Annotated in this window: 26 protein-coding genes; 11 read left to right on the top strand and 15 right to left on the bottom strand. The window is 60.5% G+C overall.

Going from position 1 to position 26,716, the window contains the following annotated elements; genetic code table 11:
- Positions 1–603: 603 nt before the first annotated feature.
- Positions 604–1,242, bottom strand: coding sequence for a glutathione transferase (gene yfcF / locus DLM_RS02265; protein WP_089084980.1), 639 nt, complete (start codon positions 1,240–1,242; stop codon positions 604–606).
- Positions 1,243–1,409: 167 nt separating this feature from the next.
- On the bottom strand, positions 1,410–3,263 hold the full coding sequence (ilvD, locus tag DLM_RS02260; protein ID WP_089084981.1) for a dihydroxy-acid dehydratase: 1,854 nt from the start codon (positions 3,261–3,263) through the stop codon (positions 1,410–1,412).
- Positions 3,264–3,461: 198 nt separating this feature from the next.
- Between ilvD and lgt the strand changes: the two genes are divergently transcribed.
- The 8 genes from lgt to DLM_RS02220 all read left to right on the top strand — a co-directional run bounded on the left by lgt (position 3,462) and on the right by DLM_RS02220 (position 11,113).
- Positions 3,462–4,313: a prolipoprotein diacylglyceryl transferase gene (gene lgt, locus DLM_RS02255; protein WP_089084982.1), complete on the top strand. Its 852-nt coding sequence runs from the start codon at positions 3,462–3,464 to the stop codon at positions 4,311–4,313.
- Between the two features lie 130 nt (positions 4,314–4,443).
- On the top strand, positions 4,444–5,292 hold the full coding sequence (locus DLM_RS02250) for a putative selenate ABC transporter substrate-binding protein (protein WP_089084983.1): 849 nt from the start codon (positions 4,444–4,446) through the stop codon (positions 5,290–5,292).
- Positions 5,289–6,086 (top strand): phosphonate ABC transporter ATP-binding protein, encoded by a 798-nt coding sequence (locus DLM_RS02245; protein ID WP_089084984.1) that lies wholly within the window; start codon positions 5,289–5,291, stop codon positions 6,084–6,086. The genes DLM_RS02250 and DLM_RS02245 overlap by 4 nt, the downstream gene beginning before the upstream one ends.
- Positions 6,080–7,648: a phosphonate ABC transporter, permease protein PhnE gene (phnE, locus tag DLM_RS02240; RefSeq protein WP_231960001.1), complete on the top strand. Its 1,569-nt coding sequence runs from the start codon at positions 6,080–6,082 to the stop codon at positions 7,646–7,648. Before DLM_RS02245 ends, phnE begins: the two co-directional genes overlap by 7 nt.
- A gap of 192 nt (positions 7,649–7,840) precedes the next feature.
- Positions 7,841–8,647 (top strand): ABC transporter substrate-binding protein, encoded by an 807-nt coding sequence (locus tag DLM_RS02235; RefSeq protein WP_089084985.1) that lies wholly within the window; start codon positions 7,841–7,843, stop codon positions 8,645–8,647.
- 89 nt (positions 8,648–8,736) lie between these two features.
- Positions 8,737–9,474, top strand: coding sequence for an amino acid ABC transporter permease (locus tag DLM_RS02230; protein ID WP_089084986.1), 738 nt, complete (start codon positions 8,737–8,739; stop codon positions 9,472–9,474).
- Positions 9,471–10,145: an amino acid ABC transporter permease gene (locus DLM_RS02225; RefSeq protein ID WP_089084987.1), complete on the top strand. Its 675-nt coding sequence runs from the start codon at positions 9,471–9,473 to the stop codon at positions 10,143–10,145. The genes DLM_RS02230 and DLM_RS02225 overlap by 4 nt, the downstream gene beginning before the upstream one ends.
- 200 nt (positions 10,146–10,345) lie before the next feature.
- On the top strand, positions 10,346–11,113 hold the full coding sequence (locus tag DLM_RS02220) for a 3',5'-cyclic-nucleotide phosphodiesterase (protein WP_089084988.1): 768 nt from the start codon (positions 10,346–10,348) through the stop codon (positions 11,111–11,113).
- A 13-nt stretch (positions 11,114–11,126) separates the two neighbouring features.
- Here the strand turns inward: DLM_RS02220 and DLM_RS02215 are convergent, their stop codons facing one another.
- The 12 genes from DLM_RS02215 to DLM_RS02160 form a co-directional block, all read right to left on the bottom strand.
- Positions 11,127–11,882 (bottom strand): substrate-binding periplasmic protein, encoded by a 756-nt coding sequence (locus tag DLM_RS02215; protein WP_089084989.1) that lies wholly within the window; start codon positions 11,880–11,882, stop codon positions 11,127–11,129.
- 118 nt (positions 11,883–12,000) lie between these two features.
- On the bottom strand, positions 12,001–12,216 hold the full coding sequence (locus DLM_RS02210) for a heavy-metal-associated domain-containing protein (protein WP_089084990.1): 216 nt from the start codon (positions 12,214–12,216) through the stop codon (positions 12,001–12,003).
- 16 nt (positions 12,217–12,232) lie between these two features.
- On the bottom strand, positions 12,233–14,581 hold the full coding sequence (locus DLM_RS02205; RefSeq protein WP_089085096.1) for a heavy metal translocating P-type ATPase: 2,349 nt from the start codon (positions 14,579–14,581) through the stop codon (positions 12,233–12,235).
- Between the two features lie 123 nt (positions 14,582–14,704).
- Positions 14,705–15,772: a magnesium/cobalt transporter CorA gene (gene corA / locus DLM_RS02200; protein WP_089084991.1), complete on the bottom strand. Its 1,068-nt coding sequence runs from the start codon at positions 15,770–15,772 to the stop codon at positions 14,705–14,707.
- 2 nt (positions 15,773–15,774) lie between these two features.
- A complete protein-coding gene (ppx, locus tag DLM_RS02195) occupies positions 15,775–17,241 on the bottom strand; it encodes an exopolyphosphatase (RefSeq protein WP_089085097.1) in 1,467 nt (488 codons plus the stop codon).
- Between the two features lie 173 nt (positions 17,242–17,414).
- Positions 17,415–18,119, bottom strand: a complete 705-nt coding sequence (gene phoU, locus DLM_RS02190; RefSeq protein WP_089084992.1) for a phosphate signaling complex protein PhoU — start codon at positions 18,117–18,119, stop codon at positions 17,415–17,417.
- Between the two features lie 265 nt (positions 18,120–18,384).
- Positions 18,385–19,044: a ribose-5-phosphate isomerase RpiA gene (rpiA, locus tag DLM_RS02185; RefSeq protein WP_089084993.1), complete on the bottom strand. Its 660-nt coding sequence runs from the start codon at positions 19,042–19,044 to the stop codon at positions 18,385–18,387.
- Between the two features lie 84 nt (positions 19,045–19,128).
- Positions 19,129–19,608, bottom strand: a complete 480-nt coding sequence (ispF, locus tag DLM_RS02180; protein ID WP_089084994.1) for a 2-C-methyl-D-erythritol 2,4-cyclodiphosphate synthase — start codon at positions 19,606–19,608, stop codon at positions 19,129–19,131.
- 5 nt (positions 19,609–19,613) lie between these two features.
- Entirely contained in the window at positions 19,614–20,297 is a 684-nt protein-coding gene (gene ispD, locus DLM_RS02175) for a 2-C-methyl-D-erythritol 4-phosphate cytidylyltransferase (protein WP_089084995.1), read from the bottom strand.
- Positions 20,294–21,016: a DNA polymerase III subunit epsilon gene (dnaQ, locus tag DLM_RS02170; RefSeq protein WP_089084996.1), complete on the bottom strand. Its 723-nt coding sequence runs from the start codon at positions 21,014–21,016 to the stop codon at positions 20,294–20,296. The genes ispD and dnaQ overlap by 4 nt, the downstream gene beginning before the upstream one ends.
- 57 nt (positions 21,017–21,073) lie before the next feature.
- Positions 21,074–21,517, bottom strand: coding sequence for a ribonuclease HI (gene rnhA, locus DLM_RS02165; protein WP_089084997.1), 444 nt, complete (start codon positions 21,515–21,517; stop codon positions 21,074–21,076).
- 58 nt (positions 21,518–21,575) lie between these two features.
- The gene (locus DLM_RS02160) at positions 21,576–22,337 is read right to left on the bottom strand and encodes a class I SAM-dependent methyltransferase (RefSeq protein WP_089084998.1); all 762 of its coding nucleotides are present in this window, start codon (positions 22,335–22,337) and stop codon (positions 21,576–21,578) included.
- A 20-nt stretch (positions 22,338–22,357) separates the two neighbouring features.
- Here DLM_RS02160 and gloB point away from each other — a divergent pair, with 20 nt between their 5' ends.
- Positions 22,358–23,116, top strand: a complete 759-nt coding sequence (gene gloB, locus DLM_RS02155) for a hydroxyacylglutathione hydrolase (RefSeq protein WP_089085098.1) — start codon at positions 22,358–22,360, stop codon at positions 23,114–23,116.
- 164 nt (positions 23,117–23,280) lie between these two features.
- Positions 23,281–25,287: a LysM peptidoglycan-binding domain-containing protein gene (locus DLM_RS02150; protein WP_089084999.1), complete on the top strand. Its 2,007-nt coding sequence runs from the start codon at positions 23,281–23,283 to the stop codon at positions 25,285–25,287.
- A 78-nt stretch (positions 25,288–25,365) separates the two neighbouring features.
- On the opposite strand, the gene dtd is transcribed toward DLM_RS02150, so the two are convergent.
- Positions 25,366–25,818: a D-aminoacyl-tRNA deacylase gene (dtd, locus tag DLM_RS02145; RefSeq protein WP_089085000.1), complete on the bottom strand. Its 453-nt coding sequence runs from the start codon at positions 25,816–25,818 to the stop codon at positions 25,366–25,368.
- A gap of 51 nt (positions 25,819–25,869) precedes the next feature.
- Here dtd and DLM_RS02140 point away from each other — a divergent pair, with 51 nt between their 5' ends.
- Positions 25,870–26,709, top strand: a complete 840-nt coding sequence (locus tag DLM_RS02140; RefSeq protein WP_089085001.1) for a PhzF family phenazine biosynthesis protein — start codon at positions 25,870–25,872, stop codon at positions 26,707–26,709.
- Positions 26,710–26,716 lie beyond the last annotated feature (7 nt).

Genomic DNA, 26,716 nt, shown 5'->3' with positions numbered 1-26,716 from the left:
ACACTCGCACAGCGTATCCGGATAATCCGTACTCGTTGAGATGCAGCAATTGCTTCTTGATAGTTTCTCCTCTATTTCTCCTTTGTAGACTTGGCGCGGGCCTCACGGCACCGCGCATTTTTTTTGCCCAAACGCCTCAGACACGTCGACAATTTGCACATAACATAATGTTATTAAAGATTTTTTACAAAATATGCTGAAAAATCGAAGCCTGCAATGCGACAAACTTCTACTGGGAATGCTTGCGCAGCAAGCTCATTGACACTGCGGTGGGATGACGCGTCTGCTGCGGCATCTATGACAAGCGAAAATGTTCACTTATGAGCAATATCGCAACAAACGCTAAACATATATTGTATACAAGTTCAGATTGTTACAAAAAAGAAAAACCGAACATGCGGAAATGTTCGGTCTTGCAGGAAGAGCAAGAGGAAGCGGCGCCAAGTAACGCCACCAATCAGGGAATCCGGCCTGCTTGAGTAACCGGAAATGATCTGACTGAAGGCTGGATTTTAAGTTCTCGCTAAAAGAAAATTCTTATCCAAGGTCAAGATTGCTTGTGGCGAATACCCGACAGTTTTACTTGGTCTTACCCTGCCCCACTCATGGCAACACAGGCCGGGGCAAATCCAGCCAGGCCTGCACGGATGGCCGTTGCCATTGCAAGGCAGCGTAATCCGCCAGCCGCTGCGGTAGCTCATCACCATTCAGGCGCAGACGGTTAAGCATCAATGCCAGATCAACATCCACAATGCTCCACTCTCCAAACAAGTAGTCCGAATCCGGCGGCAGGACCTGCTCGGCCACACGTAGCAGTTTATGCGCCGCACGCTGTGCAGCGTCAGACAAGGGGCGTGCGATTAGCCGGTAGAACACCACCAGGGTGTCACGCTCCGGCCGCAACGGCAGCAGATCACTACGCAGCCAGGCCTGGATTTGCCGCGCCCGCGCCCTGGCCTGTGCTGACTGCGGATAGAGCGCCGGGGCGGGAAACAGCGCGTCCAGATATTCGGTAATGGCCGAGGACTCACTGAGCACGAAGTCACCATGCTGCAAGGCAGGCACCCGTGCTGTCAGCGAACGGAGCGCATAAGCCGGTGCATGATTGGCCCCGGCATCCAGATCCAGTGTCGACAGGGTAAAGGGCAGTTGCTTTTCCAGCAGCCCCACATACACCGACATGGCATAGGGACTGCAATACTGGGCATCGACGGTCAGTTGCAGGGATGAAGTTGATGGCATGGTCGGCTCGCAATGGGTTGATCGATCAAGCAGCTGAGACAGCTTGCCGCGCAAGGCGCAAGCACAGTTGCCGCTGTTCCAGTTAAAGCATGGAAGAAGTCGCGGACAAGCACATAAAAAAACGGCAGCCATGGCTGCCGTTGTTACCGATTCAGCGGACAGCCCGCTTATTTTTCCACCTGGGTCACATCACGCACCGCTCCGGTATCGGCGCTGGTGGTCATGGCCGCGTAGGCACGCAGGGCGGCGCTGACCGGGCGCTGGCGATCCACCGGTTTCCAGGCGTCACGGCCACGTGCTTCCATGGCGGCGCGACGGGCAGCCAGTGCCTCGTCGCTGATGGCCAGACGGATACCGCGGTTGGGGATGTCGATCTCGATGGTGTCACCCTCTTCCACCAGACCAATCGCACCGCCTTCGGCTGCTTCTGGCGATACATGGCCGATGGACAGGCCGGAAGTACCACCAGAGAAGCGGCCATCGGTCAGCAGCGCGCAGGCCTTGCCCAAGCCCTTGGACTTGAGATAGCTGGTGGGGTAAAGCATTTCCTGCATGCCTGGGCCGCCCTTGGGGCCTTCGTAGCGGATGACCACCACGTCGCCAGCCACAATCTGGTCGTCCAGGATGGCAGCAACGGCGTCGTCCTGACTTTCGAAGATGCGGGCACGGCCGGTGAACTTGAGGATGGAATCATCCACACCAGCGGTTTTCACGATGCAGCCACGCTCGGCGATATTGCCGTACAGCACGGCCAGGCCACCATCCTGCGAGTAGGCATTGGCCTTGTCGCGGATGCAGCCACCGGCACGGTCGTCATCCACATGCGGATAGCGCATGGATTGCGAGAAGGCGATGGTGGTGGGCACGCCGCCCGGTGCCGCGCGGTAGAAGCGGCGGGCTTCGCTGTCTTCGCCATGGCGCATGATGTCCCAGGCTTCCAGCCCCTCGGCCAGCGTCTTGCTGTGGATGGTGGGCACATCGCGGTGGATCAGGCCGGCACGGTCCAGTTCGGACAGGATGGCCACCACGCCACCGGCGCGGTGTACGTCTTCCATATGGTATTTCTGCGTGGCCGGCGCCACCTTGGACAGGCAGGGAACCGAGCGCGAGATGCGGTCGATGTCGGCCATCTTGAAGTCGACACCGGCTTCGCTGGCAGCAGCCAGCAGGTGCAGCACGGTGTTGGTGGAGCCGCCCATGGCCACGTCCAGGCTCATGGCGTTTTCAAACGCCTGCTTGGTGCCGATGGCACGCGGCAGCACGCTGGCGTCGTCCTGCTCGTAATAGCGCTTGGTAATGTCGACGATCAGGCGGCCGGCGCGCAGGAACAGTTCCTTGCGGTCGGCATGGGTGGCCACCAGGCTGCCGTTGCCCGGCAGCGACAGGCCCAGGGCTTCGGTCAGACAGTTCATCGAGTTGGCGGTAAACATGCCGGAGCAGGAGCCGCAAGTCGGACAGGCCGAGCGCTCAACGCGCTCCACATCTTCATTGGAAATGGCGCTGTTGGCCGCTTCCACCATGGCGTCCACCAGGTCGAGCTTGCGGATGTCGTTGCCCCATTGCACCTTGCCCGCTTCCATCGGGCCACCGGAAACAAAAATCACCGGAATGTTCAGGCGCATGGCGGCCATCAGCATGCCGGGGGTGATCTTGTCGCAGTTGGAGATGCACACCAGCGCGTCGGCACAGTGGGCATTCACCATGTATTCCACGCTGTCGGCAATCAGGTCGCGGCTGGGCAGGCTGTACAGCATGCCGCCGTGGCCCATGGCGATGCCGTCGTCGATGGCGATGGTGTTGAATTCCTTGGCCACACCGCCGGCGCGTTCAATTTCACGCGCTACCAGCTGTCCCATATTGTGCAGGTGGACATGGCCGGGCACGAATTGGGTGAAGCTGTTGGCAATGGCGATGATGGGCTTGCCAAAATCCTCGTCTTTCATGCCGGTAGCACGCCACAGGGCACGGGCACCCGCCATGTTGCGACCGGCGGTGGAGGTTTTGGAACGGTATTGGGGCATGTCTTGTTTCCTTGATGATCAGATGCTTGCAGAGCGCATTGCCACTGACCGCGCCTGTGTTGCAGGCAGGTCTGCCCTCTCCGGGGTGCCGCGGGATCGGGCTGGCCGCAATCTGTCATGGTAATGACAGGACGCGGCGGAACGCATTCCGTATAATTTCGTCCATATTCTTTTACCGCAAACGCACCCACCTGACAAATGATCGTTCATCCGCAGTTCGACCCCGTTGCCATTCACCTGGGCCCGCTGGCCATTCACTGGTATGGCTTGATGTACCTGTTGGGCTTTGGCCTGTTCCTGCTTCTGGGTAATTACCGCATCCGCCAGGGCCACGCTTTTCTCACCTCAAAACTGCTGGACGACCTGCTGATGTATGGCGTGCTCGGCGTGGTGATTGGCGGACGCCTGGGTGAAGTGCTGTTTTACGAGCCCGGCTACTACTTCAGCCATCCGGCGGAAATCTTCATGGTGTGGAAGGGCGGCATGTCCTTCCATGGCGGTTTCCTGGGTGTGCTGGTGGGCATGGCCTTGTTTGCCCGCAAGCAGCAGCGCAGCTTCTGGGAGCTGACCGACTTCATCGCCCCGCTGGTGCCGCTGGGTCTGGCCGCCGGGCGTATCGGCAACTTCATCAATGGCGAGCTGTGGGGCCGCGTGGCCAGCCCCGATCTGCCCTGGGCCATGCTGTTTCCCCAGGCGCGGGCCAATGATCTGGCCGAGGGCCAGACTTCGTCCGACCTGCTGAATATGCTGATGCAGTACGGCGCACTGCCACGTCACCCTTCCCAGTTGTATGAATTCCTGCTGGAAGGCATCGCCCTGTTTGCCGTGCTGTGGGTTTACAGCAGCAAGCCGCGTGCGCGGGGGCAGGTGTCGGCGGTGTTCCTGATCGGTTACGGTCTGGCACGCTTTGTCAGCGAGTTTTTCCGCAATCCGGATGCCGGCATCTTCGGCCATTCCTACACCATCAGCATGGGGCAGTGGCTGAGCCTGCCGATGATTGTTATCGGCGTGGTGTTGCTGGTCTTGTTCGGCAAACGCCAGCAGCGCTAGGCTATACTTGGCTCTGGCAGCCTTTTGCCTGCCACTGCGGTTTATCAATAAAGCCAGTCATGAAGCCAATCATCGACTGGCTTTTATTTGTCCTGCGGCCTTTTGCCCGCACAGATAAGGAATACCAGGCATGAAAACCCTCAAGCTCTCGCTGGCCACCGCCTTGCTGGCCATCTCTGCACTGGCCTCGGCCGAAGAGGCCGTGCTGAAAGTCTCCGCCATTCCGGATGAAGCCCCGACCGAGTTGCAGCGCAAGTTTGCTCCGCTAGGCCAGTATCTGGAAAAAGAGTTGGGCATGAAGGTGCAGTTTGTACCGGTGACTGACTATGCCGCGGTGGTGACCGCGCTCAATAGCGACAAGATCGACATGGCCTGGCTGGGTGGCTTTACCTTTGTGCAGGCCAGCCTGCATGGCAAGGTGGTGCCGCTGGTACAGCGCGAGGAAGACAGCAAGTTCACTTCCAAATTCATCGTCAATGCCGCCGTGGGCGCCAAGTCGCTGAAGGACCTCAAGGGCAAGAGCTTTGCCTTCGGCTCGGCCTCTTCCACTTCGGGCCACCTGATGCCGCGTTACTTCCTGCAAAAGGAAGGCATCAAACCGGAAACCTTCTTCAAGAATGTGGCTTACTCCGGCGCGCATGACGCCACCGTGGCCTGGGTGGCCTCCGGCAAGGTAGATGCCGGTGCGCTCAATGCCTCGGTATGGGACAAGCTGGTGGAAAGTGGCAAGGTAGACAGCAACAAGGTGAAACTGCTGGCCACCAGCCCGGCCTTCTACGACTACAACTGGACAGTGCGCGGCAACCTGGACAAAAAACTGCAGGCACGCATTACCGCCGCCTTCCTCAAGCTTGACCCGAAAAATCCGCAGGACAAGGCCATTCTCGACTTGCAACGCGCCAGCCGTTTCATCCCCACCAAGGCTGACAACTACAAGGGCATAGAGGCGGCAGCTGAAGCGGCAGGCCTGCTCAAGTGAGCCTGCTGTTTGACGGTGTCAGCCTGCAGCTAGGCGGTGTGGATGTGCTGCGCGACATCAGGCTGGAGCTGGCCGGCGGCGAACAGGCGGCGCTGATCGGCCCTTCCGGGGCCGGCAAAACCTCGCTGCTGCTGCTGGCCGCCACGCGCTACCGCCCAAGCCGGGGCAGCCTGAGCGTGCTGGGTGACAACCCATGGCATTTGTCGGCACGCTGGCTGCGCCGTTTGCGCAGCCGCATCGGCATGGTTTACCAGTCGCCGCCGCTCCCCGCCCGGCAAAGGGTGATCCACGCGGTGGCAGCCGGACGGCTGGGGCAATCCGGCGCACTGACCGGGCTGCGCCGACTGTTGTGGCCTGATGATGGCGCAGCCATTCAGGATTGCCTGCAACAGGTGGATCTGGCCGACAAACTGTGGCAACGCTGCGATCAGCTTTCCGGCGGCCAGCGCCAGCGGGTCGGCATTGCCCGCGTGCTGTATCAGCAGGCCGATCTGCTGCTGGCGGATGAGCCGGTGGCCGCGCTGGACCCCAGGCTGGCGGAAGACACCATCAGCCTGCTGGTGGCAGAAGCCCACGCACGCCAGGCCAGCCTGCTGGTCAGCCTGCATTCGGTGGAACTGGCGCTGGCTCATTTCCCGCGCATCATCGGGGTGCGTGACGGCCAGATCATGTTCGACCTGCCACGCGAGCAGGTTCATCCCGGTGTGGTAAGCGCACTGTATGCCGGCGAAAGGCTGGCCGAGCCGGCAGCTACGCCACCGGCAGCCAGCGTCAGCCAGGGCTTGCGATGCTGACCCCCCATCCACGCGATCCGGCGCGCTGGCCACGCTTGTTCACCCTGCTGCTGTGCCTGGCCTTGCTGGCACCCAGCTTCAGCCTGACCCAGTTCAATCCGGCCACACTGGCCAATCCCGATAGCTGGCGCACCATGGCCGGTTTTGTCGCCGGCTTTTTCCCGCTATCCACCCAAGGCAGTTTTCTGCTGGATGTGGCACGCGAAACCATCACCACGCTGGCCAGTGCCACCGCCGGTATTGCGCTGGCCATGTTGCTGGGCGCACCGCTGGCCTTTGTCACCACCCGTGCGCTGGATCGCCAGGCGCTGGCGGGCGAAGTGGCGCTGGCGGGTATCGAACTGCTCAAATCACTGCTGCGCGGGCTGATGGTGATCTTGCGCGGCATTCCGGAAATCGTCTGGGCACTGCTGTTTGTGCGTGCAGCCGGCCTGGGCAGCCTGCCGGCGGTGCTGGCCATCGGTCTGGCCTATGGCGGCATGCTGGGCAAGGTGTATGCCGAGATTCTGGAATCCCAGCCGCGCGAACTGGCTGGCGCACTGCATCTGCAAGGTGCCAGCCGCTGGCAGTGCCTGCTGTATGGCTTGTGGCCGCAAGCCCTGCCGGAGCTGGTGAGCTATAGCGTCTACCGCTGGGAATGCGCGATACGCGCCTCGGCGGTAATGGGTTTTGTCGGTGCCGGCGGCGTGGGCCAGTTGCTGGACACCAGCCTGAAAATGCTCAATGGCGGCGAAGTCAGCACCCTGCTCTTGGTTTTCCTGTTGCTGGTGAGCCTGAGCGAGGGCATCAGCCTGCTGTCGCGCCATGCGCTGGAGCGTGCGCGTGGTGGCCTCTACCTGCTGGGCAGCAGTCTGCTGGCGGTAGCAGCCAGCGTGCTGTGGCTGCTGCCGGGCTGGCGCGACAGTGGCTTTGATCTGTCCGCCATTGCACGCTTCAGCCATGACTTTTTCCCGCCGGATGGCGACATGCTGGCCGAGCTGGCCCACGGTACGCTGGAAACGCTGGCCATGTCGGCACTGGGTACGGTACTGGCGTTTGCGGTGGCGGCGGTACTGGCGATGCCGGCCGCCGGGCGCTTTGGCAGTCTGCTCAAACTGGCCAGCCGCCTGTTGCTTAACCTGCTGCGCGGGGTGCCGGACCTGCTATGGGCCTCGATAGCCGTACTGGCCGTCGGGCTGGGCCCGGCCGCCGGGGTGCTGGCGCTGGCCTTGCACACTGCCGGCGTGCTGGGGCGGCTGTTTGCCGAGACGCTGGAAAATGCCGATCACACGCCAGAACTGGCCCTGCGCCAGGCCGGGGCCAGCCGGGTGCTGGCTTTTGCCTACGGGCTGCTGCCGACGGTATTTAGCCAATGGGTGGCCTATACCTTGTACCGCTGGGAAAACAATATCCGCATCGCCACGGTGCTGGGTATTGTCGGGGCCGGCGGCCTGGGACAACAGCTCTATCTGGCGCTGTCGCTGTTCCAGCAGCACCGGGCAGCCAGCCTGATCATTGCCATGCTGTTGCTGTCCTGGGCCGTGGAACAGATCAGCCGCCACTGGCGCAGGCAGATGGACTGAGCGCTGCGCCCGGCCCCACCGCGCTGTGCAAGGGCAGCCACTGTGCTGCCCTTGCTTATTCCATATCCTGATAAAAAATGCATTTTAAATCGTTTTACCTGCTGAGCCACTACACCTAGCATGGAGCCCATTCACAGCAGCACCTACCGGTACTGACTGTCATCACCTTCTCACTCCACAAGAGGCTCAGCCATGAAAATCCCTTCCCTGCTACTGGCACTCACCCTGCTTGGCACTGCCGGCCATGCCCTGGCCGATCGCCTGGACGACATCAAGAAAGCCGGCGTGCTGCGCGTGGCAGCCTTCGACAGCAACCCGCCGTTTGGCTTTCTGGATGCCAAGACTCACCAGATCAGCGGTCTGGATGTAGAAGTCGCCCAAGCCATTGCCAAGAAACTCCAGGTCAAGCTGGAACTGGTGCCCACCAATCCGGCCAATCGCATTCCGCTGCTGGTGGCGGGCAAGGCCGACCTGGTGGCCGCCAACTTCACCGTGACCGAAGAGCGCAAGAAACAGGTGGACTTCAGCCTGCCCTACTTTGCATCCGGTCAGCAGTTCATCGCTCGCAAAGGCAGCCTGAGCAAGCCGGAACAACTGGCCGGCCTGCGCGTGGGGGTGGACAAGGGCACCACCCAGGAAATCTATCTGCGCGAGAAATACAGCAAGACCACGGTAGTGGCCTACGACGACACCCCGCTGGCCTTTACCGCCCTGCGTAACGGCAATGTGCAGGCCATCTCGCAGGACGGCTCCAAGCTGGCGGCACTGCTGGCCAATGCGCCGGACAAGGCCAAGTACGAGCTGGCACCGTTTACCCTGACCCGCGAATACCAGGCCATCGGCCTGCCCAAGGGCGAAGCCCGTCTGACCAAGGTGGTGAACGACACGCTGCTAGAGCTGGAAAAGTCCGGCCAGGCACGCAAGATCTATGACCGCTGGTTTGGCCCCAGCACCAAGGCACCGCTGCCGCGCGATTTCAAGATCGGCGACGCAAGCTAAGCCTGCACGAACAGGACAACCGGCCTGCGCCTCTGTCGCACAGGCCGGTTTTCTGCATGCTCATCCCCTGTTACTGAAAGAATGGACTGATGACTCCGCCCTCCTGGCTGGGACAAGGCTGGCTGGCTCCGCATTACCTGGGCTGGCTGCTGCATGGTGCCGCCATGACTGCCGCGCTGGCATTGTGCATCTGCCTGACCGCCACCTTGCTGGGTGTCCTGCTGTGTGCAGCACAGGATAGCCGGCTGCGCGCGCTGCAATGGCCGGCACGACTGTTTTGCAGCCTGCACCGCAATACACCGCTGCTGGTACAGGTATTGCTGTGGTATTTCGGGGCCGGCGGCCTGCTGCCGGATGCCGCCATGCAATGGCTGAACACCCCGCATCAATGGGCATTGCCGCTGGGCTTCAGCCTGGGCTGGCCCTCTTTCGAGTGGCTGGCCGCCTGGCTGGCGCTGTCGCTGTATTCGGCCTGTTTCATCAGCGCCGAACTGGCCGCCGGGCTAAATACCGTGGCCCGCGGGCAAAGGCTGGCGGCGCGCGCCCTGGGCATGACGGAGTGGCAGATCTTCCGCTACATCGTGCTGCCACAAGCGCTGCGGGTGATTCGTCAGCCGCTGCTGGGCCAGTACACCGCGGTGATCAAAAACACCTCGCTGACCATGGCCATTGGCGTGGCGGAGCTGTCCTATACCTCGCGTCAGGTGGAAAGCGAAACCCTGCTGGCCTTTCAAGCCTTTGCCGTGGCCACTGCGCTCTACCTGTTGCTGGTGATCGCCACCCAACTGGCCGGTAGCCGGCACGCCGCCGAGGGCCGTATCCGATGATGCTGACCTTGCTGCAAGACAATCTGGACTATCTGCTATGGGGTAATCTGGCGCAGGGGCAGCCGGGTGGACTGCTGCTCACCGTGGGCATCAGCCTGGCTGCCGGCGTACTGGCCACGCTGGGCGGCCTGGCCGGTGGTATTGCCCTCACCATGGGCGGCCCGCGCCTGAAGCGCAGCCTGACCCTGCTGGTGCAGGTGCTGCGTGCCATCCCGGTGCTGATGCTGATTTTCTGGTGCTACTTCCTGCTGCCCATCCTGTTTGGCATCGACATCCCCGGTGTACTGACGGTGATTGCCGCCCTGGCACTGATTAACGCCGCCTATCTGAGCCAGTCAGTGCTGGCCGGGATTGAGGCCATCGGCAAGGGCCAATGGCTGGCTGGTGCGGCACTGGGCATGAACCGCTGGCAGACCTTGCGCTACATCATCCTGCCGCCGGCCTTGCGCCATATGCTGCCCTCCTTCGTCAACCAGTGGATCACCCTGCTGAAGGACAGTTCGCTCGCCTATGTGGTTGGCGTGGCGGAGTTCACCTTTGTCGCCACCCAGATCAATAACCGCGAACAGGTATACCCCCTGCAGGTATTCGGCATTGTTGCCATTGCCTACCTGCTGCTGTGCTCCACGCTGGAGTGGACAGGACGCCGACTGGCCAGAGCCCATCCCTGATTGGCCTGGCGGTTGCGGCAGTCCGGCCTTTACCTGGCGCATATCAGCGCTCCCTGCCAGGACTATCATGGTGCGGATGCACAAACCAGGCCGGAGCGACGGTACACTACCGGCATCCGCAGGTCGTCACTGCGGCGCGATGTCGCGCCATCGGCTACACTGCAAAGGGCTTCATGCCGCACCTTTGCAAGGGGAGACACATGCACGTCAAGGTTCTGGGATCATCATCCGGCCACGGTCAGGCAACACGCACCACCTGCTTTGTGGTGGATGACAATTGCCTGCTCGATTGTGGCAGCGGCATTGTCGATCTGGATGCACAGGCACTACTGCAAATCGACACCGTGCTGCTCACCCATAGCCATCTGGATCATTGCAGCGGCCTGCCCCTGCTGGCGGATACCCATATCAGCCATGGTGGGCGCGGCGTGGATGTCTATACCCAGCAGGAAACCATCGATGCGCTGAAGCAACAGATGTTCAACAGCCAGCAATGGCCGGACTACACCAAGGCGGCAGCGGGCAATGTGCCCTGGCTGCGTCTGCATGCGGTGGAGGTGGGAGATGCGGTTTCGCTGCCGGACGGAATTGCCACCGCCTTGCCGGCAGAGCATAAGGTGCCGACAGTCGGCTGGCTGCTGGAAGGACCATGGCGGGCGCTGGCGTTTACCGGAGATTCCGGGCCTTGCCTGCCGTTCTGGCACTGGATCAGTCATGTGCCTTCACTGACCGATGTGATCTGCGAGCTGAGCTATCTGAATGAGAACTCCAGCAAGGCCATGGTGGATGGCCACATGTCACCGGCCTTGCTGATTCCCATGCTGGAAATCCTGCCGCCCAATGTCCACGTCTGGATTACCCATACCGACAACAGGCAGCGCACCCAGTTGCTGGAACAGGTACGCAAGGAGCTGCCATCGCTGCTGCATCTGCACCCGCTGGAACAGGGCATCAGCATCGAACTGTAGCCGGGCGGCCTGTTCAGCGGCCATAGATGCGGTTAAGCGGGGCCATGATCCGTGCCAGACTGCCATTGCGCCGGGTTTGCTCGAAGCCTTCCCGCACTTTCTGCACCAGCGCATCGCTGGTATCACGGTTGAACACCATGTACAGCGCCGACTCCAGCTCACCCAGCACATACACCGGCTCGATGCCACTGCAATCCAGTCCGTGTGGCGCACATTTGGCCAGGCCCAGCGGCACCAGATCGATACGGCCGGCATGCAGCATGGGTAGTAACAGATCGCTGGAACTCACCACCATCAAAGACTTGCCATCCACATCGCTAAAACCCTTGCGGCGCAGATATTCTTCGCGGAAGTCCATATTGACCACGCCAATGCGGTAACGCCGGGCATCATCCAGGCTGTGTACCACCACGTCGCTGCGCCCCTTCTTGCGGAACAAGGCAATGCGGTTGGCCACCAGCGGGCCTATCCACTTGAACTTGTTTTCCCGCTCCGGTGTCCGGGCGATGGGAAACATCAGTGTCCCCGGTTTGGACAAGGTGGTGGTGTAAATGCGCGCCCAGGGCTGGATATCAATCTGGTATGGCAAACGGGCGACATCCAGCGCGGCGCGCACCGCCTCGGTGCAATAGCCTTGTATGCTGGCATCCTGCCGGTAAGAGAAAGGCAGGTTTTCCTCAGCCAGTACCGACAGGGCTGCTGCCTGTGCCGCATGGCATGCCATGACCAGGCCGCAGCAGGCGGCCAGCCTTCCAATCCAGATACCCATTATCGCTTCATGTCACGGCGCTGTAGCGCTGCTGTATAAATGAAGATGCCGGCCTGAAGACCGGCATCCTTGATGACGAGAGTATAAGTGTTTCTACGCTATGCGGGTACTGATTCTGTCAGTTGGCCGCCACGACATCAAAGCCAGCGTCTTCCACCGCGGCAGCCAGCTCTTGCGGCGAAACCGTGGCCGCATCGTAAACGATGCTGGCAGCCTTGTCCTGCAGGCTGACTTCGGCGCTGCTGACGCCAGCCATGGTGGAAAGCACCTTGCTGATGCTGTTGGCGCAGCCGCCGCAGGTCATGCCTTCGATTTTCAGTTTCAGTTCGCTCATGATTATTCCTTTCCGTTTATTTCCAGCGGCGCAGCAGCAGGGAGTTGCTGACGACCGACACCGAACTCATCGCCATGGCAGCCCCCGCCACCACCGGGTTCAACAAGCCCAGCGCAGCCAGCGGAATACCCAGCACATTGTAGAAAAAGGCAAAAAACAGGTTTTGCCGGATCTTGCCCAGCGTAGCCCGTGACAGGCGGATGGCATCCGCCACATGCAGCACATCACCCTGCATCAGCGTGATGTCGGCGGTTTCGATGGCCACATCAGAACCCGCCCCCATGGCAAAGCTGACATCGGCAGCAGCCAGTGCCGGCGCATCGTTGACACCGTCGCCCAGCATGGCCACCTTATGGCCAGCCGCCTGCAACTGCGCAATCTCCGCGGCCTTGTCTTGCGGCCGCAGCCCGGCCCGGTAATCGGCAATGCCGGCCTCGGCGGCGATCGCCGCGGCGGTTGACGGGTTATCACCGGTCAGCATGATGACCTGCACCCCCATCTGCTGCAAGGTTTTTACCGCCTGTGCCGCGCCGGGGCGCAAGGTGTCGGCAATCGCCAGCAGCCCTAACAGCCGCTTAGCATCAGCCAGCGCAATCATGCTTTGCCCAGGCAGTGGCCAGCCGGCGGGCAAGGCCGCGGTGCTGGCCCAGTCCGGTCGTCCCAAGCGCAGGCTGCCATGGCCGTCGATGGTTGCCATCACGCCCTGCCCTACCTCGGCCCGGAACGACTGCACGGACAACAGGCTGACACCACGCTCGGCGGCTTGCTGCACAATGGCGCGGGCCAGCGGATGTTCTGAGCCGCTTTCCATGCTGGCAGCCAGTTGCAGCACCCGGTCTTCAGCGCCGTCCGCCGCCCAGATGGCCGTCACCACCGGCTTGCCCGCAGTCAGGGTGCCGGTCTTGTCCACCACCAGGGTATCGATACGTCCGGCGGTTTCCAGCGCAGCAGCATTGCGGAACAGCACGCCGCGCCCGGCCCCCTTGCCCACGCCCATCATGATGGCGGTGGGGGTTGCCAATCCCAGCGCGCAGGGGCAGGCAATCACCAGCACCGCCACGGCACGGATCAAGGCCTGGCTCCAGTCGCCCAGCCACCAGCCGTTGAGCAGCAGGGTCAACAGCGCGATGGCGGCCACCACCGGCACGAACACGCCGGCAATGCGGTCGGCCAAACGCTGGATGGGTGCTTTAGAGCCTTGTGCCAGCCCCACCAGCCGGATGATTTCGGCCAACTGGGTCTGGCTGCCGACACTGCTGGCCCGCACCTTGAGCATGCCTTGCTGATTGCGCGTGGCGGCAAATACCTTGTCACCCACGCTTTTGCTGACCGGCAGGCTTTCGCCGGTGAGCATGCTTTCGTCGAGGGCGGCCTGCCCTTCCACCACCACGCCATCCACCGGCAGGCTTTCGCCGTGGCGTACCACCACCACATCGCCCACTTGCAACTGTTCAACCGCAATATCCTGCAACTGGCCGTCACGCTCGATACGCGCCTGACGCGGTGCCAGCCGGATCAGGCTGGCAATGGCACCGGATGTCTTGCCGCGCGCGCGCGCCTCCAGCAGCTTGCCCAGCAACACCAGCGTAATGACTGCCGCACTGGCTTCAAAATACACATGCTGTTGCTGCCAGCCGCTAAGCGTAACCACGGTGGACAACAGCCAGGCCATGCTGGTACCCAGTGCCACCAGTACATCCATATTGGCACCGCCAGTCCTGAGCGCATGCCATGCACCGCGATAAAAACGCCAGCCGATGATGAACTGCACCGGGGTGGCCAGCGCCAGTTGCAGGCTGCGCGGCAGCATCAGCTGATGCCAGCCAAACAACATGGCCAGCATTTCCAACAGGAAAGGCAGGGTAAGCAGCAGCGACAGGCCAAACCAGCCCAGTTCGCGGCGGTACTGGCGTGCGTGCTGCTGTTGCAGCTCGTCGTGCGAGGCGTGCTGAGGCGGGCTGGCCGTGAAACCGGCTTTGCGCACCACCGCCAGTGCATCCGCCAGTTGCAGCGTGCCGGCTGCGTACTGCAACTGGGCAGAGTGGGTGGCAAAATTCACCTGCGCACTAACTCCCGGCAAGCGATTGAGCACCTTTTCCAGCCGCACCGCACAGGCAGCGCAGCTCATGCCCTCGATCTCCAGCGACATCTGCTGTTGTGGCACGGCGAAACCGGCTTTGACGATGGCATCCTGAATTTGCTGCAAGCTACTTTGTGACGGGGCATAGCTGATTTGCGCCTGTTCGCTGGCAAAGCTGACGCTGGCGCTGACACCATCCAGCTTGCCCAATACCTTTTCCAGCCGCGCGGCACAGGCGGCACAGTGCATGCCGGCAATCGGCAGGGTAATGACGGTTTGGCTCATGATGAACTCCTTGCCTGCAGTATATACCCCCAAGGGGTATATGAAAACCATCCATCCTCCGCCACGGGCGTAAAAAAGCCGCAGCACCCAAGGCGCTGCGGCTATAGGGAATGCACAGGCGGATCAGATCCAGTTGCGCCGGGAAAACAGCCAGATCAGCCCGATGGCAATGCTTGCCATCAAACCCAATACCGCAAAATAGCCATAGTGCCAGTGCAGCTCCGGCATGTTTTCAAAGTTCATGCCGTAGATGCCGGCAATCAGGGTGAGCGGCATGAAGATCATGCTGAATACGGTCAGCACCCGCATCTGCAGGTTCAACCGGTGGGATTGGGTGGAAAGGTACAAGTCCAGCATGTCAGACACCATCTCACGCGACATTTCCAGAGATTCGATGACATGCATGGTGTGGTCGTAAGCATCACGCAGATAAACCTGGGTATCCGGCTGGATCAGCCGGTATTCACCACGCATCATCGTCAGCAGGATTTCGCGCAGCGGCAGAATCGAGCGGCGCAGCTTGAGGCAGTCGTGCTTGAGGCGTTGCACCTTGTGCAGCACGCCCTGTTCGTGGCCATGCAGCAGCATCTGGTCGGTGCGCTCCACGTGCTCGGTAAATTGACTGAGCACACCGAAGTAGTCATCGATAATGGCATCGATCAGGCCGTAGGCCAGGTAATCCGCACCTTTACTGCGCAGGGCGCCGCGACAGCTACGCAGACGCTCACGCACCGCTTCGAATACTCCGGTGGGCTTTTCCTGAAAGGAAAGCACGAAATCCTTGCCGATCACCAAGTACATCTGGTTGTAGCGCAAGCGACCGCCATTGGGCGGAAAGTCGAATACCCGAGTGGCGATGAACAGATAGTCGCCGTAGTCTTCCAGCTTGGGGCGCTGCCGGTTGTTCAGAATGTCCTCCTGCACCAGCGGGTGCAGGCCAAAACGCTCGCCAATGGCCTGCATCACGCCAACATCGTGCAGGCCATATACATTCAGCCAGCGCACTGGCTGACTTGACTGGTGGGCCAGCCCCGCGGCCACCGACTCAAACCGGGTTTCGCACAGCTCCTGTGGGCCGAATTCCAGCAGGGTGATGCTGCTGGCTTCCACTTTGGCGTCCCCGACAGGCAGGAGGGTTCCTGGCGGTTCACCCAGCGTAGGCACCCGCTGTTTTACCTTGGCATGGCGCATGGTCAGATCTGGTTGATTTCGAGTTCGAAACCAACATTCTTCCACTGCAGCACTTCCTGGCGGAAGGCACTGGCCGTCAGCGGATTATCTTTCAGCCAATTCTTGCTGACGCTCAGCACGAAACCTTTGGCTGCCGACTTCAGATCCAGCAGATCGGACAGCGGTATCGGATGGCGGCTGCGATAGAACAGCACCGCCAGTCGAAGCGCCACCACGGCCTGCCACAGCGCGGAGTCATGCACCACCTGCTGCATTTTGCCCATGTCCCCACGATGCCCCAGCACAATGGTGGCCAGCATGGCCTGCTCACGCTTGGAAAAGCCCGGCATGTCGGCATTCTGCAGGATGTAGGCCGAATGCTTGTGATAGGCGGTGTGGGCGATGGTCAGGCCGATTTCATGCAGCCGTGCAGCCCAGACCAGGCGCTTGAGCATGTCCTGGTCGATATCCTCGCCAGCCACCATGCGGTACAAACGTTCGGCCAGCAATTGCACCCGTTCGCTCTGCTGCACATCAACGTGGTAGCGGCGTTTGAATAGCTGCACCGTGCTTTCACGCATGTCCTTTTCACGCTGGCGACCCAACAGGTCGTACAGCACACCATCGCGCAGCGCACCTTCAGCCACCGTCATCTTGCTCACTCCCAGTTCTTCGAAGATGGCAATCATGATGGCCAGCCCGCCAGGCAGTACCGGCAGGCGGTCTGCCTTCAGACCATTGAGGCTGACATTTTTCAGGTTTTCCCGCTTGATGAGTTCGGCTCGCAATTGCAGCATGCCATCCAGCGTGATATCCGATGCCGACCAGTCGTTGATTTCCAGGATGTCACGCAGGGAACGGGCGGTGCCGGAAGTGCCGACCGCCAGTTGCCATTCCTCCGGGCGGTACTCGCTGGCAATGCGCTGGATTTCGTTGCGCGCGGCCAGGGTGGCATCGGCAAAATTGCTACGGCTCAGCTTGCCGTCGGCAAAGTAGCGCAGGCTGAAGCTGACACAGCCAAGCGGCAGGCTTTCCGTCACATGCGCCTTGAACTGGCTGCCAATGACAAATTCGGTAGAGCCGCCACCGATGTCCACCACCAGGCGTCTTTCCTTGGTGGCGGGCAGGGAATGGGCGGCACCGATATACACCAGCCGTGCTTCTTCGCGACCGGCAATGATTTCAATCGGAAAGCCCAGCAGCGCCTCAGCCCGCTGGATGAATTCGGCCGAGTTCTTCGCCACGCGCAGGGTGTTGGTGCCCACAATACGCACCTGCCGCGGACTGAAGCCGCGCAGACGTTCGCCAAAGCGTGCCATGCAGGCCAGCGCCTTTTCTTGTGTGACATCGTCCAGGTATTTGTCGGCAGTCAGGCCGGCCCCCAGGCGGACGGTTTCTTTCATCGCATCCAGCGGGTAGAGCTGGTCTTCTACAACACGTGACACTTGCAGGCGGAAGGTGTTGGACCCCAGATCGACCGTGGCCAGCACATCAGGGGTGGGCAGGGTTGTGGTCAAAGGCTAGCCTTTTCCAATATGGTTTGCTGCGGAGTCAGGACGGACTGCATGGTCTGGGCACTGCTCCGCCATGGATTATTCAATAAAAAATGGCAGTAACATCCGGGATGTTACCGCCATTTGTGCAATTGCGTCATTGCGCTTGATCAGTGACCCAGCGTTTCCCGCTTGATGGTTTCCAGCGAGGTATGACGGATGTCCTTGCCCTTCACCAGATACACCACATATTCCGAGATGTTCTTGGCGTGGTCGCCAATGCGCTCGATGGCCTTGGAAATGAACAGGGTGTCGATGGACATGCTGATGGTGCGCGGGTCTTCCATCATGAAGGTAATCAACTGGCGCAGTTCGGCGGCGAAATCGTCGTCCAGTCGCATGTCTTCTTCGGCCAGCTCCAGCGCTGCGGTGGCATCCAGCCGCGCAAACGCATCCAGTGCGCGGCGCAGCATGGCCAGCGCCACTTCCGCCATCTTGCGGATTTCGCGGAAGCGCGGCATCTGGTAACGCTCGGACTGATAGATGGTTTTACCCATGCGGGCAATCTTTTGCGCTTCATCACCAATGCGTTCCAGATCGGTAATGGTCTTGATCACGGTGATGATGATGCGCAGGTCGCTGGCGGCCGGCTGGCGACGGGCGATGATGTGCTGACAGTCGTCATCGATGGCCACTTCCATGGAGTTGACCAGCGCGTCTTCGGCAATCACCTTGTCAAACTTGGCGATGTCACCGGACATGAGCGCATCGATAGCAGACAGGATCTGTTGTTCCACCAGGCCACCCATTTGCAGTACGCGGGTACGGATGGTTTCCAGTTCCATGTCGAACTGCTTGGAGATGTGTTCTGCCATGTCTGCCTCTTGAACGAATGCGAAATTCAGGTAAAGGGGGATGATAAGCTGGCCAGATGACAGGCTGATGACATTTAATCAAGACGGGCCTGTCAGGCTGCTGACAAAGTAAGTTGGTACGATTGCACTTGACCCGGCAAAGCCGGGCCTTTCCACTTGCTTATTTCTTCCGCAGCCTACCCATCTATTCCCAATCCCCCCGCCCTTTCCTTGCAAGCGAGATGGGCTTGGTCAATAAGCTGAACAGGTCCACAGCGGTGCGGCATTAACGGATCACTTCCACACCGTTCTGGCGGCCCAGCACCAGCACGTCGGCGCGACGGCGGGCAAACAGACCACAGGTGACGACACCGGCGATATGGTTGATGGCTTCTTCCAGCTCCACCGGCGTGTTGATGGTGAGGCCGTGTACGTCAAGAATCAGATTGCCGTTGTCGGTGACGACGCCCTGGCGCAGTTCCGGATGGCCACCCAGCGCCACCAACTGACGGGCCACCGAGCTGCGTGCCATCGGAATGACTTCGATGGGCAGCGGAAACGCACCCAGCTTCAGCACATACTTGCTTTCATCGGCAATGCAGACAAACTGTTCGGCCACGCTGGCAACAATCTTCTCACGCGTCAGCGCCGCGCCACCGCCCTTGATCATGTGCAGGTGATGGTTGATTTCATCGGCACCATCGATATACACCTCCAGTTTTTCCACGTCATTCAGCTCGAAAACCGGAATGTGGTGCGCCTTCAGCCGGGCAGTGGAGGCTTCCGAACTGGATACGGCCCCCTTGATGCGGCCCTTGATGCTGGCCAGTTCTTCAATGAAGAGGTTCACCGTGCTGCCGGTGCCCACACCGATGATGCAGTCGTCCGGCACGAATTCCAGCGCCTGTTTGGCGACAGCCAGCTTGAGTTGGTCTTGGGTCAGCATGTTGATACCTCCATCAGTAAGTTCGATTGCACATCCTGCGGTGGATTATCCCACATCAGCTTGCATCTGTCGGGTGAAACGCCATCAAGCCAAGGGCATCAACAGGCAGATGGCTTGCGCCTCTATGGCCTCGGCTCGGCCAAGATAGCCCAGCTTTTCGTTGGTCTTGCCTTTCACATTGACCGCCTTCACCGCAATCCCCAGATCGGCGGCAATCGTCGCGCACATGGCATCGATATGCGGTGCCAGCTTGGGTTGCTGGGCAATCAGCGTGGCGTCCACATTCACCACCTGCCAACCTGCGGCGCGCACACGGGCAACGGCTTCGCGCAGCAGCACGCGGCTGTCAGCCCCTTTGAACCGTTCGTCAGTATCTGGGAAATGACGGCCAATATCGCCCAGGGCCGCCGCGCCCAATACCGCGTCGGTAATGGCGTGCAACAGGGCGTCGGCATCGGAATGGCCCAGCAGGCCGTGGCTGTGCGGAATCGTCACCCCACCCAGGATCAGCGGGCGGCCTGCCACCAGTTGGTGTACATCGTAACCTTGTCCAACTCGGAACATGGGGTTCAGTCCTTTCGTGAAGCCAGGATCGCCCGGGCCAAGGCCAGGTCGCGCGGGTAAGTCACCTTGAAGTTCTGTGCATCGCCTTCCACCAGGCGTGGCTTGTGTCCATGCCGTTCGATGGCCGAGGCTTCGTCAGTCACTTCATCCGCCACACTGCCGGCCAGCGCGCGCGCCAGCAGGCCGGCACGGAACATCTGCGGGGTTTGGGCCAGCCACAGGCCCTGGCGCGGCACGGTGGCGCTGATGCGCCCCTCGGCATCGGCACGCTTGACCGTATCGGGCACCGGTAAGGCCAGCAGGCCACCCACCTGGTCATCTGCCAGCGTGGCAATCAGCCGCTCTACCGCCGCCACCGACAGGCAACAGCGGGCGGCATCGTGTACCAGCACCCAATCTTGCTCACCAGCCGCCATGGCTTCCAGTCCGTTGCGCACGCTTTCCGCCCTGCTCGCCCCGCCTACCCGGTGTACCCGCAACTTGGGCAGGTCCCAGTCAAAGTCGTCAAACCACTCATCACCCGGCGACAACACCAGCACCACTTCGCTGATGGCCTCAACCTGGCTGAGTGCTTGCAAGGTATGCCACATCAGTGGGCGACCATTGAGCTGCAGATACTGTTTGGGGCTGGGGCCGCCAAAGCGGCTGCCAGAGCCGGCAGCGGGCACCAATGCCAGATAGCGCGTCATGCAGCATCTCCTGCAGGTGGGTTTTCCAGGGTGCGCCACAGGCAGCTACCCTTGACCGCCTTGTCCAACTCACCCAGATAAGCCTGATGCGCAGCCAGCTCTTCCGCGCTGGCACGTTTGACCAATAGCGGCTTGCGCTCGAACTGGATATCACCGCCCTGCGCATTGCCGGTATCCACGTCGATATCCATCACCAGGCTTTCCTGGCCACGGGTCATCCACAAATACACTTCGGACAGCAGTTCGCAGTCGATCAGCGCGCCGTGCAGGGTACGGTTGGAACGGTCGATATCAAAACGGTCACACAGGGCATCCAGGCTGTTACGCTTGCCGGGAAACTGGTCACGCGCCATGGCCAGGGTGTCGGTCACCTGGGCAACCAGCTGATTGATTTTGGGCAGGCCCAGCCGGTCAAACTCGGCGTTGAGGAATTTGACGTCAAATGGCGCGTTGTGAATGATCAATTCGGCATCACGCATGAAATCAGCCATCTGCTCTGCCACCTGGGCAAAGCGCGGCTTGCCTTCCAGCGAAGCCAGCGAGATGCCGTGTACCCGCTCGGCATCCGGATCGATATCACGCTCGGGGTGGATATATAGATGCAGGTGCTGGCCGGTGAGCTTGCGGTTGATCATTTCCAGACCGGCAAATTCGATGATGCGATGGCCCTGGTCCGGGTCAAGACCGGTAGTTTCAGTATCGAGAATAATCTGTCTCATGCTGCTTTCTGGCGGACCGGCTTGCACCGGTCCCAATCAATAAGGAGGCAAAACGGTTTACAGGGATTCAACACCACGGTTGGCCAACTGGTCGGCCCGTTCGTTGAATTCGTGGCCGGCATGGCCTTTGACCCAGCGCCAATCCACATGGGTGTGGCGGTTACGCTCGGCGTCCAGCATCTGCCACAGATCGGCGTTCTTTACCGGTTCCTTGGCTGCCGTTTTCCAACCACGGGCCTTCCAGCCATGAATCCACTCCGAAATACCCTTCTGAACATATTGCGAGTCGGTATAGACCACCACATGACAGGGCCGGTTCAGTGCCGCCAGGCCGCGGATAACGGCCAGTAGCTCCATACGGTTATTGGTGGTGCCGCGTTCGCCGCCAAACAACTCCTTCTCCTTGCCCTTGAAGCGCAACAGCGCGCCCCAGCCACCGGGACCGGGATTTCCTTTGCAGGCACCATCGGTATAAATCTCGACACAGTCTTCAGTTGTCATGTTTCTCTGTTCTGTTGGCCCCACCCATCAAGGGCTGGGCTGATTCAATCAGGTCCGTTCAATCCTGATCACCGCCAACCTGGCGATGGCTGGATGGCGTTTGCCTGCGGCTGGGGTGACGTTCATTGCCTCCGGCCACCACCAGTCCCTTGGCCGGCTTGGCGGTCTTCCACGCCGGCGTGAGCAGACGCATGCCACGCTGGCGCTTGACCGCTTCTATCCCGTACACACCAGCGGCCAGCGGCCACCATTTGTCCCCGGCACGCTCCATAAAGCCAAAGCGCTCCAGCCAGCCTTGTTGCGACAACGGCGGGGCATAAGCCATGAAGCAACCGGCAACCGGTTCGAGGTCCAGCAGCTTCAGCCAGTCGCGAATGCGGATCAAGGGGAAAAAATTGCCACGCCACGGGGTATCTGCGCGCCCCTGAATCAGACGCCGCACGCCCCACAAGGATACCGGGTTGAAACCGGTCATCAGTAAACGTCCCTCCGGCATCAGTACACGCTCCACCTCGCGCAGAACCTGATGCGGCTCGGTGGTAAAATCCAGCAGATGGGGCATCACCAGCAAGTCCAGGCTGCGCGATTCAAACGGCAACTGCGTCGGCTGGCAGATGATCTGCGCCTTGCCGCCCTCGGCGGCATGGCATTGCCAGGGAATGCGGTTGGCGGCAAGGAAGTCCACCTCGGGCAGGCCCATCTGTACAGCATGAAAACCGAAAATATCGGCGACCGCCCGATCGAAAAATGCCTGTTCACACTGCAGCAGGTAATGTCCCAGCTCGGTTGTGGTCAGCCACGTGGAAAACGCTTGCATCATTGAAGGAGTCCGATCCGACCATGTTTACCGTTACCCCCGTTCGGGCATTTGCCGACAATTATATCTGGGTTTTGCAACAGGGCACCGGTGCACTTGCAGTCGACCCGGGAGAAGCCGCGCCGCTGATCACCGTTCTGGAGCAACGCGGCCTGGCACTACAAACCATTCTCATCACCCACCACCATGCCGATCATTGCGGCGGCTTGGCTGAACTGTTGCAACGCTGGCCACAAGCACGGGTGTATGGCCCGGCGGGCATTGCCGGCGTCAACCAGCCCGTGATGGAAGGTGCCACGGTGCATTGGCATGGCTATGCATTTGAAGTGCTGGCCCTGCCCGGCCATACGCTGGATCACCTGGGCTATTACGGTCATGGCCAACTGTTTTGCGGTGACACCCTGTTTGGCGCTGGCTGTGGCAGGCTGTTTGAGGGTAGCCCGGCACAAATGCTGGCTTCGCTGGACAAGCTGGCCGCATTACCGGATACCACCCGCTTTTACCCGGCGCACGAATACACCTTGTCCAATCTCAAATTCGCCCTTGCCGTGGAGCCGGACAATGACGAAATCCAGCTCAGGCAGTTGCTGGACCAGAAACAAATTGCCATGGGCCTGCCCACCCTGCCCACCGAACTGGGACTGGAAAAAACCACCAACCCCTTTATGCGCAGCGGTATCAGCAGCGTACAAGACATGGCCAGCCGCCATGCCGGACAAGCGCTTTCCCAACGGGTCGAGGTGTTTGCGGTGTTGCGCGAATGGAAGAACAATTTCCGCTGACATGCATTCCGGGTAGATCATTCTTAACAAAAGCCTGACCGCTGTAATCAATTATCAGCAAGGACCTATTCGCGCAAAGCTCATGAAATGATTTGTCTTTTTTCATTGACACACCATGGGGTGGTGTTTAGCATCGGCCCAGATCAGAAATCCGGGCCGGCCAGATGAAAAGAATCACCCCATTGGCACTTTCGCTGTCATTTGCATTTTCCTTGCCATCGTTGGCGCATGCCGATTCCGGCGCATTTCGCCAGTCGGTAGGGGTGGATGAAGCCCAGGCGGCAGGCCTGGACATGATGCTGCTCAACTCCAGTTTGCTGCGTAATGGCGACAACGTCTGGGAACGCGCACGCGAAGGTTTCCAGCTGCCGGAAGTCAATGCCGAGATCGTGCGCAAGCAGGAACGCCTGTACAGCAGCAAGCCGGAATACTTCAAACGCATTCTTGATCGCAGCCACAAATACTTGTTCCACATCATGAATGAAGTGGAACGACGCGGCATGCCGACCGAAATTGCTTTCCTGCCGGTGGTGGAAAGCGCTTTTGTCCCTACCGCCAATTCGCCGGTAGGCGCTGCCGGCCTGTGGCAATTCATGCCAGCTACTGGCCGTCACTATGGCCTGGAACAAACCTGGTGGTATGACGGCCGCCGCGACATCATGGAAGCCACCCGCGCCGCGCTGGACTACCTGCAAAACCTGTATGCGCAGTTTGGCGACTGGAATCTGGCACTGGCCGCCTACAACTGGGGCGAAGGCAATCTGGCACGCGCCATTGCACGCGCCCAGGCTGCCGGACTGGAGCCGACCTACGAAAACATCAAGATGCCGAACGAAACCCGCAATTACGCGCCCAAGCTGATTGCCGTTCGCAACATCCTCAGCCAGCCGGAAAAATACGGTATCCGGCTGGATAAATTCCCCAACAAGCCCTACTTCATTGCGGTATCCACCGGGCGTCACATGGATATCGAAGTGGCCGCCAAGATGGCAGGCATGTCGGTCGCCGAATTCAAGGAGCTGAACCCGGCTTTCAATCTGCCGGTCTATGCCCACAAGCCAGGCCGCCAGATGCTGATTCCGCTGGCCAAGGCCGACAAGTTCGATTACAACCTGTCGCACTGGGACAAGCCACTGCTGAGCTGGCAGGTATATACCCCGACGGCGGATGAAAACGTAGCCAGTGTGGCCGAACGCTATGGCATGAGTCCGGGTGAACTGCAAAACGTCAACAAGCTCGGTTCGCGTAATCTCACCGCAGGCCGCCCGGTGCTGGTTGCGCTGCGCGGCAAGAGCGATGGTGCCACCCCGCTTGCAACCCCGCTTGATGGTACCGACAACAATCTGGCAGCCAGTGACAGCCTGATTGCCAGCGCCAAGCCGCAACCAGTCACCGCAGTTGCCATGCAAGCCAAGCCTGTTACGGTTGCCGTGAGCACTCCGGCAGTAACCAAGCCGCAAACCCTGGTGGCCAGCATTCGTCCGGTGGCGCAAACCAGCAGCCCAGCCATTACTATCGCATCGGCTGACAAGAGCGTGACGCCGAGCACATCAACGGTAGCCGCGGCAAGCACCAGCGCCACTCCGGCTGCCAATACGGTCGCCACTGCAGCGGCCAGCACGGCTGATGTGGCAGAAGCCGCTGCGGCAAACCCTGCTAGCAAGCCGCTGGTAGTGGCCAAGGCCGAAGCACCCAGCCTGCCGTCCAGCACCACCCCGCCGCCCAAGCCGCTGGAAGCGCGCCTGGCCAGTGTCAACCCGGCAGCCAGCCAACACACCGTGGTCAGTGGCGATACCCTGTTCAATATCTCGCGTCGTTACAATGTGAGCGTGGCTGATCTCAAGTCCTACAACAACCTGAGTGACAGCACGGTGAAACTGGGCCAAACCATCCGCGTCAAGCCCAACCCGCTGGCCAGCAACACCATGCTGGCCGAGGCGGTGGCAGCACCGTCCGCGCAGGATGAAGCGCTGGTCAAGGTCAGCAGTGGCACGACGGCGGCCACCGGTGCCGTGCCGGCCGAATATGTCGTGCAACGTGGCGACACCGTATACAGCATTGCGCGTCGATTTGGTGTGAACCATGCCGACATCCAGCGCTGGAACGATGCCAACCAGCTCACCCGCCTGCAGCCGGGACAGCGCGTCCGCATCGAGACCCAGGGCCTGTAATCCCTTGACCACCATCCATGAAAAAACCCGCCTTGGCGGGTTTTTTATTTCCGTTCAGCCAGTCCTGCGCTCAGGCACTTATTCCGGATTCCGGCTGTCCAGCAAAATGGTGACCGGGCCGTCATTCACCAGACTCACCTTCATATCTGCCCCAAAAATCCCCGTCGGCACCACGCGGCCAATCGCCCGGCTCAGACTGTCAACAAACTGTTCGAACACGGGACGGGAAATATCACCACGCGCAGCACGGCTGTAGGACGGGCGATTGCCCTTGCGGGTAGAGGCAAACAGGGTGAACTGGCTGACCGCCAGCGCCTCTGCACCACAGTCCAGCAGGGAAAGATTCATCACCCCTGCATCATCATTGAAAATCCGCAACTGGCTGATCTTGCGCACCAGCCAGTCGATATCCTGCTGCGTATCCACTTCTTCCACCCCCACCAGCAATAGCAGGCCGGCAGCAATCTGCCCGCATGTTTCACCTGCCACTGTCACCTTCGCTTCGCTTACCCGTTGAACAAGCACCCGCATGCCCACATCTCCTGAAATCTGACGTGCCATTCTACCCGGCGGGAGCCTGTGATGAATATTCTGAAGATTGCCGCATTTTCCGATGGCGACAGCGGTGGCAACCCGGCCGGTGTAGTGCTCCAGCCCAGCCTGCCCAGTGATCGCGAAATGCAAAGTATTGCCGCACGACTGGGCTTCTCGGAAACCGTATTTGCCATGCCGCAAGGCCAGGGCTGGCGGGTGCGCTATTTTTCACCAGAAGCAGAAGTCCCGTTTTGCGGCCATGCCACCATTGCACTGGGAGCGGCGTTGGCCATGCAATACGGTAATGGGGATTTTCCCTTGCAACTGAATCAGGCCAATATCAGCGTCAGTGGCCAATACCAGGCAGGCCAGCTCAGCGCCGCCCTGCAATCGCCACCGACACGCAGTACTGCGGCACCTGCAGCCTTACTGCAAGAAGCACTCGACCTGTTCGGACTAAGCGCCGACCAGCTCTGCCCAAAGCTGCCTCCTGCCCTGATCCATGCCGGAGCAGACCACTTGCTGCTCGCGGTACAAGAGCGTGCCACGCTATCCGCCATGCGCTACGCGCAACTGGCAGGCCGCGACTTGATGCGCCGTGCCGGTCTCACCACCATCCTGCTGCTGTGGGCAGAGAACCGGCAACGCTTTCACAGCCGCAATGCCTTTGCTGCCGGCGGCGTCTATGAAGACCCGGCCACCGGAGCGGCCACCGCCGCCCTGGCTGGTTATCTGCGCGATATTGGCTGGGAGCATGGCGGCCATATCGCGGTGATACAAGGCGAGGACATGGGCCAGCGCTCTTGCCTGCATGCCGCCATTCCAGCAGCACAAGGCAGCTCGATTCGCGTGTCCGGCACCGCCAGACTCATGGAAGCGGCGCACTAAGCCGCCG

Source organism: Aquitalea magnusonii (assembly GCF_002217795.2).
GTDB classification, from domain to species: Bacteria; Pseudomonadota; Gammaproteobacteria; order Burkholderiales; family Chromobacteriaceae; genus Aquitalea; species Aquitalea magnusonii_B.
This window is presented reverse-complemented; position numbering and strand designations above follow the sequence as displayed.

Excerpts from the sequence above, each read along its gene's own strand:
- DLM_RS02210 (WP_089084990.1), bottom strand. The coding sequence starts at position 12,216 with ATGAGCGAACTGAAACTGAAAATCGAAGGCATGACCTGCGGCGGCTGC.
- ispD (WP_089084995.1), bottom strand. The coding sequence starts at position 20,297 with ATGACGCGCTATCTGGCATTGGTGCCCGCTGCCGGCTCTGGCAGCCGC.
- rnhA (WP_089084997.1), bottom strand. The coding sequence starts at position 21,517 with ATGACAACTGAAGACTGTGTCGAGATTTATACCGATGGTGCCTGCAAA.
- DLM_RS02225 (WP_089084987.1), top strand. The coding sequence starts at position 9,471 with ATGATGCTGACCTTGCTGCAAGACAATCTGGACTATCTGCTATGGGGT.
- phnE (WP_231960001.1), top strand. The coding sequence starts at position 6,080 with ATGCTGACCCCCCATCCACGCGATCCGGCGCGCTGGCCACGCTTGTTC.
- DLM_RS02205 (WP_089085096.1), bottom strand. The coding sequence starts at position 14,581 with ATGAGCCAAACCGTCATTACCCTGCCGATTGCCGGCATGCACTGTGCC.
- ispF (WP_089084994.1), bottom strand. The coding sequence starts at position 19,608 with ATGTTCCGAGTTGGACAAGGTTACGATGTACACCAACTGGTGGCAGGC.
- DLM_RS02140 (WP_089085001.1), top strand. The coding sequence starts at position 25,870 with ATGAATATTCTGAAGATTGCCGCATTTTCCGATGGCGACAGCGGTGGC.
- yfcF (WP_089084980.1), bottom strand. The coding sequence starts at position 1,242 with ATGCCATCAACTTCATCCCTGCAACTGACCGTCGATGCCCAGTATTGC.
- DLM_RS02250 (WP_089084983.1), top strand. The coding sequence starts at position 4,444 with ATGAAAACCCTCAAGCTCTCGCTGGCCACCGCCTTGCTGGCCATCTCT.
- DLM_RS02235 (WP_089084985.1), top strand. The coding sequence starts at position 7,841 with ATGAAAATCCCTTCCCTGCTACTGGCACTCACCCTGCTTGGCACTGCC.
- DLM_RS02215 (WP_089084989.1), bottom strand. The coding sequence starts at position 11,882 with ATGGGTATCTGGATTGGAAGGCTGGCCGCCTGCTGCGGCCTGGTCATG.
- DLM_RS02220 (WP_089084988.1), top strand. The coding sequence starts at position 10,346 with ATGCACGTCAAGGTTCTGGGATCATCATCCGGCCACGGTCAGGCAACA.
- lgt (WP_089084982.1), top strand. The coding sequence starts at position 3,462 with ATGATCGTTCATCCGCAGTTCGACCCCGTTGCCATTCACCTGGGCCCG.
- gloB (WP_089085098.1), top strand. The coding sequence starts at position 22,358 with ATGTTTACCGTTACCCCCGTTCGGGCATTTGCCGACAATTATATCTGG.
- rpiA (WP_089084993.1), bottom strand. The coding sequence starts at position 19,044 with ATGCTGACCCAAGACCAACTCAAGCTGGCTGTCGCCAAACAGGCGCTG.
- DLM_RS02150 (WP_089084999.1), top strand. The coding sequence starts at position 23,281 with ATGAAAAGAATCACCCCATTGGCACTTTCGCTGTCATTTGCATTTTCC.
- DLM_RS02230 (WP_089084986.1), top strand. The coding sequence starts at position 8,737 with ATGACTCCGCCCTCCTGGCTGGGACAAGGCTGGCTGGCTCCGCATTAC.
- dnaQ (WP_089084996.1), bottom strand. The coding sequence starts at position 21,016 with ATGAGACAGATTATTCTCGATACTGAAACTACCGGTCTTGACCCGGAC.
- corA (WP_089084991.1), bottom strand. The coding sequence starts at position 15,772 with ATGCGCCATGCCAAGGTAAAACAGCGGGTGCCTACGCTGGGTGAACCG.
- dtd (WP_089085000.1), bottom strand. The coding sequence starts at position 25,818 with ATGCGGGTGCTTGTTCAACGGGTAAGCGAAGCGAAGGTGACAGTGGCA.
- DLM_RS02160 (WP_089084998.1), bottom strand. The coding sequence starts at position 22,337 with ATGATGCAAGCGTTTTCCACGTGGCTGACCACAACCGAGCTGGGACAT.
- ilvD (WP_089084981.1), bottom strand. The coding sequence starts at position 3,263 with ATGCCCCAATACCGTTCCAAAACCTCCACCGCCGGTCGCAACATGGCG.
- phoU (WP_089084992.1), bottom strand. The coding sequence starts at position 18,119 with ATGGCAGAACACATCTCCAAGCAGTTCGACATGGAACTGGAAACCATC.